At 44.6% G+C, this 13466-nt stretch carries 11 protein-coding genes; all 11 read left to right on the top strand.

What is annotated here, in order from left to right; translation table 11 throughout:
* On the top strand, positions 1-504 hold a 504-nt coding region (locus tag ACYQ5K_RS14440; protein WP_459777816.1), incomplete at its 5' end, for a hypothetical protein.
* 248 nt (positions 505-752) lie between these two features.
* Complete coding sequence (hrcA, locus tag ACYQ5K_RS14435) at positions 753-1814, top strand: heat-inducible transcriptional repressor HrcA (RefSeq protein WP_173687841.1); 1062 nt, start codon at positions 753-755, stop codon at positions 1812-1814.
* 36 nt (positions 1815-1850) lie between these two features.
* Positions 1851-2498 (top strand): nucleotide exchange factor GrpE, encoded by a 648-nt coding sequence (grpE, locus tag ACYQ5K_RS14430; RefSeq protein WP_173687900.1) that lies wholly within the window; start codon positions 1851-1853, stop codon positions 2496-2498.
* A gap of 88 nt (positions 2499-2586) precedes the next feature.
* Positions 2587-4461: a molecular chaperone DnaK gene (gene dnaK, locus ACYQ5K_RS14425; protein WP_008374721.1), complete on the top strand. Its 1875-nt coding sequence runs from the start codon at positions 2587-2589 to the stop codon at positions 4459-4461.
* 232 nt (positions 4462-4693) lie between these two features.
* Positions 4694-5881: a molecular chaperone DnaJ gene (gene dnaJ / locus ACYQ5K_RS14420; protein ID WP_459777815.1), complete on the top strand. Its 1188-nt coding sequence runs from the start codon at positions 4694-4696 to the stop codon at positions 5879-5881.
* Between the two features lie 352 nt (positions 5882-6233).
* Positions 6234-6782: a DUF6465 family protein gene (locus ACYQ5K_RS14415; RefSeq protein WP_173687843.1), complete on the top strand. Its 549-nt coding sequence runs from the start codon at positions 6234-6236 to the stop codon at positions 6780-6782.
* Between the two features lie 74 nt (positions 6783-6856).
* The gene (locus tag ACYQ5K_RS14410; protein WP_459777814.1) at positions 6857-8041 is read left to right on the top strand and encodes an iron-containing alcohol dehydrogenase; all 1185 of its coding nucleotides are present in this window, start codon (positions 6857-6859) and stop codon (positions 8039-8041) included.
* Position 8042: 1 nt separating this feature from the next.
* Positions 8043-9407 (top strand): MATE family efflux transporter, encoded by a 1365-nt coding sequence (locus tag ACYQ5K_RS14405; RefSeq protein ID WP_330585960.1) that lies wholly within the window; start codon positions 8043-8045, stop codon positions 9405-9407.
* An 84-nt stretch (positions 9408-9491) separates the two neighbouring features.
* Positions 9492-9869, top strand: a complete 378-nt coding sequence (locus tag ACYQ5K_RS14400; RefSeq protein ID WP_173687846.1) for a RidA family protein — start codon at positions 9492-9494, stop codon at positions 9867-9869.
* Positions 9870-9908: 39 nt separating this feature from the next.
* Complete coding sequence (locus tag ACYQ5K_RS14395; RefSeq protein ID WP_055260996.1) at positions 9909-10745, top strand: Mrp/NBP35 family ATP-binding protein; 837 nt, start codon at positions 9909-9911, stop codon at positions 10743-10745.
* 344 nt (positions 10746-11089) lie between these two features.
* Positions 11090-13462, top strand: a complete 2373-nt coding sequence (locus ACYQ5K_RS14390) for an ATP-dependent DNA helicase (RefSeq protein ID WP_459777813.1) — start codon at positions 11090-11092, stop codon at positions 13460-13462.
* The last annotated feature ends 4 nt before the right edge of the window (positions 13463-13466 follow it).

Genomic DNA, 13466 nt, shown 5'->3' with positions numbered 1-13466 from the left:
AGCAATGGCTTCCACAATGATTTGAGTCTCATCTACATTGCCTCAAATGAATTGGAATCCCTTCTTTTCTGCCTGGTCGCCCGCCCCTTCCTCCCAAACTCCCCACCCTCTTCCAAGAAGACGGAAAACATACAGATGGGACGCCCCAGTCGGAAGATGTGCGGAAAAAAACCAGTTGCTCCAGCCACTTGGAGGTTAAGTGGGAGAGGAGCAGTCCCGGAAAGTAAAAAAATATATCATCTTCAAAACAACCTAATCCCCAAATTCGAGGGCAAAAACAGCGCAGCCCCGGAAAGTAAAAAATATATCATCTTCAAACAGCCAGCTCCAAAGTTTGCGGACGAAAATGGCGCAGCCATTAAGTCCCGCCCCACGCAATACAGTATTGTTAAAGAAGCAAGTAAATCCTTTATAGTATGTTCCGTAAGCACCCAAATCAAGTCGATTTTTAGAGGCTTGAGTGAGGTTCCACCCGGATATGCTGTCGGATTCCAATTCATTTGAGGCAATGTAGATGAGACTCAGAACATTATGGAAGCCTTTGCTGACATAATGTTCGCTTTCAGAGGCTCATCGGAATGGTTTGCCGATTGAATTGGAATCCGACAGCATATCCGGGTGGAACCGGACCTCAAAAATAAAAAAATCATAAACCCTGTTGACAAAGTGAATGGTAAGTGGTACATTTATAAGCGTAGAAAATGTTAGCACTCAGATATAATGAGTGCTAATAACAAAAAAGGAGGTAGCATATGGAAGCCATACAGGAACTTAGTGAGCGGAAGACGAAGATCTTACATGCGATCATTAAGAACTATCTTGAGACCGGAGAGCCTGTGGGATCCAGAACGATTTCCAAGTATACAGATCTGAATTTAAGTTCGGCAACGATCCGGAATGAGATGGCAGATCTCGAAGAGCTTGGTTATATCATGCAGCCTCACACATCAGCAGGAAGGATTCCGTCGGATAAAGGTTACAGATGGTATGTAGATATGCTGATGAGCCAGAAGGAACAGGAGATTACCGAGATCAAAGGTCAGATGCTTGAGAAGGCTGACAAGATGGAAGAACTTCTGAAGCAGGTTGCAAAGGTTCTTGCGAACAACACGAATTATGCGACGATGATTTCGACTCCGACTTACAACGGGAACAAATTAAAATTTATCCAGCTTTCACAGGTTGATGACCATCAGCTGATCGTTGTGATCGTGATGGAAGGCAACATTGTAAAGAACCAGATCGTGACACTGGATGAACCGCTCAGCAATGAAGCACTATTGAAGCTGAATATGCTTCTGAATACTTCGCTGAACGGAACTTCACTAGAGCAGATCAATCTGGGAGTGATCGCAAGACTGAAAGAACAGGCAGGGATTCACAGTGGTGTGATGAGCAGTGTCATGGATGCAGTAGCGAATGTGATCCAGCTGGATGACGACATGGAGATTTACACCAGTGGCGCGACGAATATTTTCAAGTATCCGGAGCTTAGTGATAAGCAGAGCGCACAGGAGATCATCAGTGCTTTTGAAGAAAAGCAGCAGCTTGCCGCCCTGGTTACAAAGTCAATGGCAAGCGGCGGTGAAGACAGAGACATCCAGGTATACATCGGAGATGAATCGAATGTGGAGAACATGAAAGACTGCAGCGTAGTCACGGCAACATATGAGCTGGGCGAGGGCATGCAGGGAACTATCGGAATCATCGGACCGAAGCGAATGGATTATGAACATGTCATGAAGACGCTTAAGACACTGATGGCAGAGCTGGATGACATATTCCACAGGGATGAGCCGAAAAAGCTCGAATAAGAAGTAAGAAAGGTGGAAGAACCATTGGATAAAAAGATGAGCAATGAAGAAATGGTAAAAGAAGCAGTGGAAGAAGCAAAGAAAGCTGCGGAGGCAGAAGCCAAAGAGCAGGAGGCAAAAGGGCAGGAACCGGAAGACGCGGAAGAAACCGAAGCAACAGAGGAAGAAGCTGCCGGTAAAGAGACGAATTCCGAAGATGCTGAAGAGCCAAAGAAAAAGAAGCTGTTTGAAAAGAAGAATAAAAAAGATAAAAAGGATGAGCAGATCGCAGATCTGACAGACAAACTTACCAGACACATGGCTGAGTTCGATAATTACAGAAAGCGTACTGAAAAAGAAAAGTCAGCGATGTATGAGATTGGAGCCAAAGATGTCGTAGAGAAAATCCTTCCGATTGTAGACAACTTTGAACGCGGACTTCAGTCCGTACCGGAAGATAAGAAAGACGATCCGTTCGTAGATGGAATGGATAAGATCTATAAACAAATGATGAGCACACTGGAAGGAATCGGAGTAAAACCGATCGAAGCAGTTGGTCAGGAATTCGATCCGAATTTCCACAATGCAGTGATGCATGTAGAGGATGAAGAACTTGGTGAAAATGTAGTAGCCGAGGAATTCCAGAAAGGATATATGTACCGTGACTCAGTCGTAAGACACAGCATGGTAAAGGTAGCAAACTAAGATATACCGTGTACCGTATTTCCGATACACTTTATATAAATAACAAAGCAAAATACAATTTTTATAATATTAACAGGAGGTCTTCATAATGGGCAAAATCATTGGTATTGACTTAGGTACAACAAACAGTTGTGTAGCGGTTATGGAAGGTGGACAGCCGGTCGTAATCGCAAATACAGAAGGAGCAAGAACTACACCATCTGTAGTAGCATTTACAAAGACAGGAGAACGTCTTGTAGGTGAACCTGCAAAGCGTCAGGCAGTAACAAATGCAGAAAAGACAATCTCATCTATCAAACGTGAGATGGGTACAGATCATAAAGTAGACATCGATGGAAAGAAATATTCTCCACAGGAAATTTCAGCTATGATCCTTCAGAAATTGAAAGCAGATGCAGAAGGATATCTTGGAGAAAAAGTTACGGAAGCAGTTATCACTGTTCCGGCTTACTTCAACGATGCCCAGCGTCAGGCTACAAAAGATGCAGGTAAGATTGCAGGTCTTGATGTAAAACGTATCATCAACGAGCCTACAGCAGCAGCTCTTGCATATGGACTTGACAATGAAAAAGAACAGAAGATCATGGTATACGACCTTGGTGGTGGTACATTTGATGTATCTGTTATCGAGATCGGTGACGGCGTTATCGAAGTTCTTTCTACAGCTGGTAACAACAGACTTGGTGGAGATGACTTCGACCAGAAGATCACAGACTATATGCTTGCAGATTTCAAGGCAAAAGAAGGCGTAGACCTGTCAACAGACAGAATGGCACTTCAGAGACTGAAAGAAGCAGCTGAAAAAGCAAAGAAAGAACTTTCTTCTGCAACAACAACAAACATCAACCTTCCGTTCATTACAGCAACAGCTGAAGGACCGAAGCATTTTGATATGACTCTTACAAGAGCTAAATTCGATGAACTGACACGTGATCTTGTAGAAAAGACACAGGAACCGGTAAGACGTGCACTTTCTGATGCAGGACTTACAGCAGCAGACTTAGGTCAGGTACTTCTTGTTGGTGGATCTACACGTATCCCGGCAGTTCAGGAAGAAGTAAAACGTCTGACAGGTAAAGAACCTAGCAAATCCCTTAACCCGGATGAATGTGTAGCACTTGGTGCTTCTATCCAGGGTGGTAAGCTTGCAGGAGATGCAGGTGCAGGTGACATCCTTCTTCTTGATGTAACTCCACTTTCACTTTCTATCGAAACAATGGGTGGTGTAGCTACAAGACTGATCGAGAGAAATACAACAATCCCGACAAAGAAGAGCCAGATCTTCTCTACAGCAGCTGACAACCAGACAGCCGTTGATATCAACGTTGTACAGGGTGAAAGACAGTTCGCAAGAGATAACAAGTCCCTCGGACAGTTCAGACTGGATGGAATTCCGCCGGCTCCACGTGGAATCCCGCAGATCGAAGTTACATTCGATATTGATGCAAACGGTATCGTAAATGTATCTGCAAAAGATCTGGGAACAGGAAAAGAACAGCATATCACAATTACAGCAGGATCTAATATGTCTGATGCAGATATCGACAAAGCTGTAAAAGAAGCAGCTGAATTTGAAGCTCAGGACAAGAAACGTAAAGAAGCAATCGACGCTAAGAACGATGCTGACGCTATGGTATTCCAGACAGAGAAAGCACTTGGCGAAGTTGGAGATAAGATCGATGCAGCAGACAAAGCAGCAGTAGAAGCTGACGTACAGGCTCTGAAAGATCTGCTTGCAAAAGCAAATACAGAAGAACTTACAGATGCTCAGGTTGCAGAAATCAAAGCAGGAAAAGAAAAACTGATGGAAAGCGCTCAGAAACTGTTCACAAAGGTTTACGAACAGGCAGGCGCACAGGCTGGTCAGGCAGGACCACAGGCTGGACCTGCACCAGAAGCAGGACCGGCTCCGGAAGGATTTAACGGAGACGATGTAGTTGACGGAGATTACAAAGAAGTCTAATCCGTAAGATAAGATGAGAGACTGCAAGGCGGCACTATACCGTCTTGCAGATTTCCTGTGTCATAAATGAAAGATACTTATTATGACATACTTATTATGACATAAAAAGCCTCCGGTCAGGTGAACAGCATATGCAAAGAAGATGCTGCGGAGAGCCGACGCGGGCGTGAGAATGTGCCAGGGTACATTCTGTATTAAAATACTTTGAGAAATATCTAAGTGAGGTAGGATTATGGCAGAGGCAAAAAGGGATTATTATGAGGTCCTGGGCGTATCACGAGATGCGGATGATGCGACTCTGAAAAAAGCATACAGAGCTTTGGCGAAAAAGTATCACCCGGATATGAATCCAGGAGATGCAGAAGCCGAAAAGAAGTTCAAGGAGGCTTCGGAAGCCTATGCTGTTCTGAGTGATGCAGACAAACGGCGTCAGTACGATCAGTTCGGTCATGCAGCGTTTGAAGGCGGTGCAGGCGGAGCCGGTGGATATGGCGGTTTTGATTTTAACGGGGCAGACTTTGGTGATATTTTTGGTGACATTTTCGGTGATCTGTTTGGCGGTGGCAGAAGAGGCGGACGTGCGAACAATGGTCCGATGAAGGGCGCCAATATCCGAAAAGGTGTCCGGATTACATTTGAGGAAGCAATTTTTGGATGTGAGAAGGAACTGGATATCGTTCTGAAAGATCCATGTACAAAGTGTAACGGAACAGGAGCAAAACCGGGAACAAGTTCGGAGACCTGTTCAAAATGTGGTGGAAAAGGTCAGGTTGTCTATACATCACAGTCGTTCTTCGGAACCGTGCAGAATGTACAGACCTGTCCGGACTGTCATGGAACCGGTAAGATCATTCGTGAGAAATGTCCGGATTGTGGTGGAACAGGTTATACTTCAAGCCGCAAGAAGATCAAAGTCACAATTCCGGCAGGTATTGACAATGGTCAGAGCGTTCGGATCCGTGAGAAAGGTGAACCGGGTGTAAATGGCGGACCAAGGGGAGACCTTCTGGTAGAAGTTACGGTTTCCAGACATCCGATCTTCCAGAGACAGGATGTTCATATTTTCTCAACTGCACCAATTTCGTTTGCACAGGCAGCACTTGGTGGTGATGTACGAATCAAGACGGTTGATGGCGATGTGATCTATACCGTAAAACCGGGAACAAAGACTGATACAAAAGTACGCCTGAAAGGAAAAGGGGTACCTTCTTTGAGAAATCCTCAGGTCAGAGGTGATCATTATGTGACGCTGGTTATTCAGACACCGGAAAAATTAAGTCCGGAAGCCAAAGAAGCGCTTAGACATTTTGATCAGTTGACAGGAAATACACTGAACCAGGAAGAGCCGGCTTCCGAATCGAAGGGTAAAGCTAAGAAAAAAGGGTTCATGGATAAGTTAAAAGAAACATTTGAAGAATAATAAAAAAGTGGCTGTGAAAAACTCGATTGAATTTTTCGCAGCCACTTTTTTACTATTCTTCTTCGTCTTCCAGTTCTCCTCCGATGACACCTCCGAGAACGGCAGTGAAAGAAGCAACAACGACAGCGGCGATGATTGCTACACCGATCAGTGCTACTAAAATACCCATAACACGTACCTCCTTTTCTCGTCTTTTTATAGTATAACACGGAGGCATGTAAAATTAAATGAAAAAATGTGACTTTTTTCATTTAGTATGCTATAATGTCAAAGAGCAAATGATAATATAGTGTATTGTCAGTTTTGCGGATTTAAAATAGTAAGGCTTAACGGTTAAGGAGGGCAAACCAATATGGCACTGAAAAAACAGACAAAAGAAACAAAGGCAGCAGAGGTAAAGGCAGCGGCAGAAACTAAAGAAGAAGTAAAAACAGCAGTTAAAGCAGCAGAAGATAAAGTTAGCGAAAAAGTAGAAGAAGTAAAAGAAACTGCTAAAAAAGAAGCACAGCCGAAAGAAGTAAAGGCTACTGTTGAAAAGAAAGCGCAGGAAGTGAAAAAAGCTGCAGGAGAAGTGAAAAAAACAGTAGAAGAAACAGCTGAAAAAGCTGCAAAAGAAGTGAAGAAAACTGCAGAGAAAGTTACAAAAGAAGTAAAGAAAGCTGCACCAAAAACAACAGCTAAAAAATCTGCGGCAAAGAAAGAAATCAAAACAGAAGTTGTTCTTCAGTATGGTGAAAAAGAAGTAAACACAAAAGATATGATTGCTTCAGTAAAAAAAGACTGGACGAAACAGAAACATAAAATTTCCGAGATCAAGAGTATTGAGCTTTATGTAAAACCGGAAGATTATGCAGTATACTATGTAATCAATGGTGAACATACCGGAAAAGTATGGTTATAAGATAAGACTGAAGGATTTAGTCCGAACCGCAATCTTTATTGAACGGTTCGGATTTTTTTAAGGAGAGAGGTAAAATGCAAAAGTTTATACAGTATACCCCGACAGAAATCTTATTCGGAGAAAACACACAGGCAGAAGTTGGGAAAGAAGTTAAGAAATGGGGAGGAAGCCGTGTATTTATCGTATATGGCGGTGGAAGTGTAAAGAAAAGCGGACTTCTTGCGCAGGTAGAAGAAGCGCTGGAAAAAGAAGGACTTGCTTATGCGGAATTTGGCGGAGTAAAGCCAAATCCACGGATGGCATATGCACAGGAAGGCGTTGAGAAAGCAATTGAATTCGGTGCGGATTTTCTTCTTGCAGTAGGCGGTGGAAGTTCTATTGATACAGCAAAGGCAATCGCACATGGTGTGGCAAACCCGGACTGGTCTCTGGAGGAGATCTGGGGCGGTGAAATCACACTTACCAGATCGACACCGGTAGGATGCGTACTTACGATTGCGGCAGCAGGAAGTGAAACCAGCGATTCCGCGGTTCTGACAAACGAAGAAACAGGGAAAAAGGGAGGAATCAGCACCGGTCTGAACCGCCCGAAGTTTGCGATCATGAATCCGGTTCTTACCTATACGCTTCCAAAATACCAGATTGCATGCGGAATCGTGGATATCATGATGCATACACTGGAGCGATATTTTATTCCAAATACGAGAAATCAGATGACAGATGAGATTGCAGAGGGACTTCTGCGGGTTGTGCTTGAAAATGGGAAGAAAGGTCTGGAGAATCCGACAGACTACGATGCCATGAGTGAAATCATGTGGGCAGGAAGCCTTTCACATAATGGACTGACAGGTCTCGGAAGAGCAAAAGATTTTTCTGTACATAAACTCGGACATGCACTTGGTGCAAAATATGATAAGGCGCATGGTGCAACCCTTTCTGCTGTCTGGGGATCCTGGGCAGAATATGTCTATAAAAACGATGAAGAAAGATTTGCACATTACGCAAAAAAAGTATGGGGCGTAGAGGAAGAAGATGTAGCGAAAGCCGCAAAAGAGGGAATTTGCCGAACGGTAGAATATTTCCGTGAAATTCATATGCCGACAAATTTAAAGGAACTGGAAATCGGAGAAGTATCAGAGGAAGATTTGCGGGGACTTGCTATGGCGACGACATTAAATGATACTGTAAAACTTTCAAAGATTAAAGAACTTACTGCCGAAGATGTATATCAGATTTTCCGGAAAGCAGCAGGAAAATAAGATGGAAATAAATAAGAAAAAATTTTACAGACAAGTGTTCGCACTTGTAATCCCAATGGCACTTCAGAATCTGATCAACGTAGGAGTGACGGCGGCGGATGTGCTGATGCTTGGAAGAGTCAGTGAAAAAGTTCTTTCAGGTGCATCCCTTGCAGGGCAGATACAGTTTGTCATGACACTGGTCCTTTTTGGTACAACATCGGGTGCAACGGTTTTGACCGCACAGTACTGGGGAAAGAAAGATACACAGACGATTGAAAAAATCCTTGGAATGGGAATGACTATCGGTGTCAGCTGTGCAGCTCTTTTTACCATTGTTGCAGAAATCATCCCGGAAGTACTGCTTCGAATCTACACCAGTGACCCGGCTGTGATCGCAGAAGGTGTGAAATATTTGCGGATCGTGGCACTTTCCTATGTCCTGATGGCGGCAACGCAGGTCTATCTTTACATTATGCGGAGTATTGAGCAGGTTGTGATCGCAACGGTCGTCTACAGTGCATCATTAGTCTGTAATGTCCTGGTAAATGCGCTTCTTATTTTTGGTTTGTTTGGTTTACCGAAGATGGGAATTATGGGTGCGGCAATCGGAACTCTGACAGCAAGGATCGTAGAACTTATCATTGTGATCTGGTATGCAAAAGTAAAAAATCATGACGTTAGATTTCACCCGGTCTATATGCGTAAGATCGACAAGCTGCTTCTAAAAGACTTTCTGATTTATGCGAGTCCGGTGATCTTGAATGAAATGATGTGGGGACTGGGTTCCACAGCCAACACAGCAGTGATCGGTCATCTGGGAAGTGCTGCGGTGGCAGCAAATTCTGTTGCTCAGGTTGCAAGACAGCTGGCAACGGTGGTAGCCTTTGGTGTATCCAATGCGACTGCCATTTATCTTGGTAAGACTATCGGTGCAAAAGAGTTTCATCTGGCAAAAGAGTATGGAAAAAGATTTTTGTGGCTGAGTATTATTACCGGTGCGGTAGGAGGCGGCATCATTCTGATAGCTGCTCCGATAGCAAATCATGTGATGACACTCTCACAGGAAGCGCAGGGGTATCTTTCTTTTATGTTTTTTGTTATGTCTTACTTTACACTCTGCCAGGCGATCAATACCACACTGGTAGTGGGGGTATTCCGGGCAGGAGGAGATACCAGGTTTGGCCTGATCCTGGATGTGTCTACCATGTGGGGATGCTCTATTCTGCTGGGTATGATCGCTGCCTTTGTCTTTCATGCGCCGGTGCAGGTTGTTTATATCCTTCTGATGAGTGATGAGGTGATCAAAGTACCGATCACAGTCATGCGCTACCGAAGCTACAAATGGATTCAGAATGTGACGAGAGAAAAAGCAGAGCTGGCATAACATTGTATGCGAAAATAAATTTGGAATTTTGAGGCAGATGTGATATGCTAGAGAAAGAATAAATTTGAAAAGGAGATTTGCAACATGAGATTAGTATCAACAGAAAAAGCACCAAAAGCACTTGGACCGTATTCCCAGGGATATGTACATGGGGGAATCCTTTATTCAGCAGGACAGATTGCGATCAATCCGGCTACAGATACTGTAGAAGCTGATACCATCGAAGGACAGGCTGATCAGGTATGCAAGAACATCGGAGCAATCCTTGAAGAAGCGGGAACTTCTTTTGATAAAGTATTAAAGACAACCTGTTTCCTTGCTGATATGGGAGATTTTGCCGCATTTAACGAAGTTTATGCGAAATATTTCACATCAAAACCAGCCAGAAGCTGTGTTGCTGTTAAGACACTTCCAAAGAACCTTCTTTGCGAAATTGAAGTGATCGCAGCAGTAGAAGAATAGGATAGAGAGATATCCTGAAAAAGTAGGAGGTTTGGCGTTATGGCAGAAGAACAAAGCAGCGGATGTTCGCCGGAATCATGTTCTTCCTGTGCGCATGCGGGTTCATGCAGCAGTGCGAAGAAAGATCTGAAAGCACCGGCAAATCCGTATTCACAGGTAAAAAAAGTAATTGGAGTAGTCAGCGGTAAAGGTGGAGTCGGCAAATCAATGGTGACAGCATCTCTTGCACGTATGATGGTACAGCAGGGATATGCAGTTGGTATTCTGGATGCGGATATCACAGGACCATCTATCCCGAAGATGTATGGAGTGCATGGAAGTGCAGTCGGAAGCGAGGCGGGAATGTTCCCGTGCGTTGCAAAAGACGGCACGAAGATCATGTCGGTCAATCTGCTTCTGGAACACGAATCAGATCCTGTCATCTGGAGAGGACCGGTGATCGCAGGAGTAGTAACCCAGTTCTGGACTGATGTAATGTGGGGAGATCTGGATTTCTTATTTGTTGATATGCCACCGGGAACAGGGGATGTTCCTCTTACGGTATTCCAGTCACTTCCGGTAGATGGCGTTGTGATCGTGACTTCTCCGCAGGATCTGGTACAGATGATCGTAGAGAAAGCTTACAATATGGCAAAGAAGATGAACATACCGGTTCTCGGACTGGTGGAAAACTACAGTTATCTGGAATGTCCGGACTGTGGAAAGAAGATATCTGTATTTGGGGAAAGCCACATTGACGAGATTGCAGAAAAACTTGGGGTAGAAGTACTCGGAAAGATGCCGATCGATCCGAAGCTTGCCGAGATCGTAGAACAGGAGAAGTTCTATGAGGCAGACAACCAGTATCTTAAAAATATCATTGACAAGTTCAATTAAGAAGAAAGCTCCGGCGAGGTGATGATCGCCGGGGCTTTCTTGTTTCATAGGAAATTCCAAAGGAACTTCCTATGAAATAAAAGGCACTGCGTGCCGGAGATGCGCACTCGCACGAAGATGAAGAATGTCGCAAGCGGTCTACGCTCCGCTTCGGTCGTTGCTTAACGAGCGTCACTGGCGCTCAGCAACGCGCTCGGCGCGAGAATGTGCCGAGGCACATCCTATTTTATTATAGGAGCACGGAAAATGTGAAAAGCTATATCATGACAGGACGGATACAATTGGCAAGGAACATGTGTTTATGGTATGATAACAGGTAGTAAAAAAGCGGAGGCAGAAAGAACATGGACGAGAATCTTCCGGTGATCCGGATTTCGGTGCGAAACCTTGTGGAGTTTATTTTGAGAGAAGGGGATATTGACAATCGAACAGGAGGCGGACCAGATCCGGAGAATATGCAGATGGGAAGCCGGATCCACCGGAAGATCCAGAGACAGATGGGATCGGATTATCAGGCGGAGGTACCTCTTAAGGCAGAGATCGCCTGTAATGGGTTTACTTTGAAAATAGAAGGACGCGCCGACGGACTGATTCATACAAAAGAGCAGGTCATGGTGGATGAGATCAAGGGTGTTCTGCGGGAACTTGACCGGGTGCAGGAGCCGGCAGGCATTCATCTGGCACAGGCAAAATGTTATGCCAGCATGGTAGCAGAACAGGAAGGGCTGGATGAGATCGGGGTACAGATGACCTATTGCCAGATGGAGACGGAAGAGGTGAAAAGGTTTCAGTATTCTTATCAGAGTAATGAACTGAAAGCCTGGTTCGATGAAGTGATCCGACAGTATGAAAAATGGGCAAAGTTCCAGATTGAATGGAGAAAGGCAAGAAATGCATCTATTAAAGGGATTGAATTTCCGTTTCCATATCGTAAAGGGCAGAGAGATCTTGCGGTATCTGTTTACCGGACGATTCTTCGGAAGAAAAAGTTGTTCATTCAGGCACCAACCGGAGTGGGGAAGACGATTTCAACGGTATTTCCGGCTGTGAAAGCGGTCGGAGAAGAACTGGGTGAGAAGATTTTTTATCTGACGGCAAAAACAATCACCCGGACGGTGGCGGAGCAGGCATTCGAAACCTTGCGGGAACAGAATCTGAAGTTCAAGGTGATCACTTTAACGGCAAAAGAAAAAATCTGTTTCTGTGAGGAGACAAGCTGCAATCCGGATGACTGCCCATATGCCAAAGGGCATTTTGACCGGGTAAATGATGCGGTCTATGAGCTTTTGATGCAGGAAGATGTGATGAGCCGGGAAGTGTTGGAAGCGCAGGCAAGAAAGCATAAGGTCTGTCCGTTTGAAATGGCACTGGATGTGTCGACCTGGGTGGATGGTGTGATCTGCGATTATAATTATGTGTTTGACCCGGATGCCAGGCTCAAGCGTTTCTTTGCAGAAGGTGGCGCTGGAGGATATCTGTTTCTGATCGATGAGGCGCACAATCTGGTAGAACGCGGACGGCAGATGTACAGTGCGGAGCTATGCAAGGAGGACTTTCTTGCAGTGAAGAAACTGGTAAAGGGAGAAGCACCGCGGTTTGCAAAAAGACTGGAGGCATGCAATAAGATCCTTCTGGCGATGAAAAAAGAGTGTGAAAACTATAAGGTGCTGGACAATATTTCGCATCTTGGAATCCAGCTTATGAATGTACTGTCTGAGGCGGACCGGTATCTGGAGAAATGTGTGGATAAAGAAGTCCGGGAAACAGTATTGGATTTTTATTTTCAGGTGAGGTCTTTTCTGAATATTTATGATGGGCTGGATGAGAACTATGTGGTTTATACGGAGTATCGGGAGGATGGAAGATTTGTCCTGAAGCTGTTTTGCGTTAATCCGGCGGCAAATCTGCAGAAATGTCTGGATAAGGGGAACAGTGCAGTATTCTTTTCGGCAACACTTCTGCCAATCCGGTATTACAAAAGACTTCTGAGTACGGAAAAAGACAACTATGCGGTCTACATTGATTCTTCGTTTGATACGAAGAAGAGACTGCTTATGAATGGTGTGGATGTGAGTACCCGTTACACCATGCGTTCCAGGGAAATGTATCAACGATATGCGGCATACATTTTTCGGGTAGTGAAAGCGAAAATGGGAAATTATCTGATCTTTTTCCCATCTTACCGGTTTATGGAAGATGTGTATCAGGAATTTACACAGCTTCTTGCGTCAGATGAAGAAGAGATGGAACTGGTTATTCAGCAGCAGCACATGGATGAAGAAGAACGGGAAAATTTCCTGCGTGCATTTGAAATGGGAAGAGAGAAAAGTCTGATCGGTTTTGGAATTCTTGGCGGGATTTTTTCAGAAGGAATCGATCTGACAAATGAGAAGCTGATCGGGACGCTGATCATCGGAACAGGATTGCCGCAGGTGTGCAATGAGCGGGAAATCCTGAAAAGCTATTTTGACCAGAAGGGACTTTCCGGGTTTGACTATGCCTACCGGTATCCGGGGATGAACAAGGTTTTGCAGGCGGCAGGAAGGGTGATCCGCACAGAGGATGACCGTGGAGTGATCCTTCTTCTGGATGAACGTTTCCAGAGGGAGAAGGGGGAAGAGATTTTCCCGAAAGAATGGGCAGACTGTGAAAGATGCCGGTTAGATTTTGTGGAAGAAAAAATCCGTCTGTTCTGGGAAAAACAGACGGATAATTAAGAAA

This window comes from Allocoprococcus similis (genome assembly GCF_054660775.1).
This window is presented reverse-complemented; position numbering and strand designations above follow the sequence as displayed.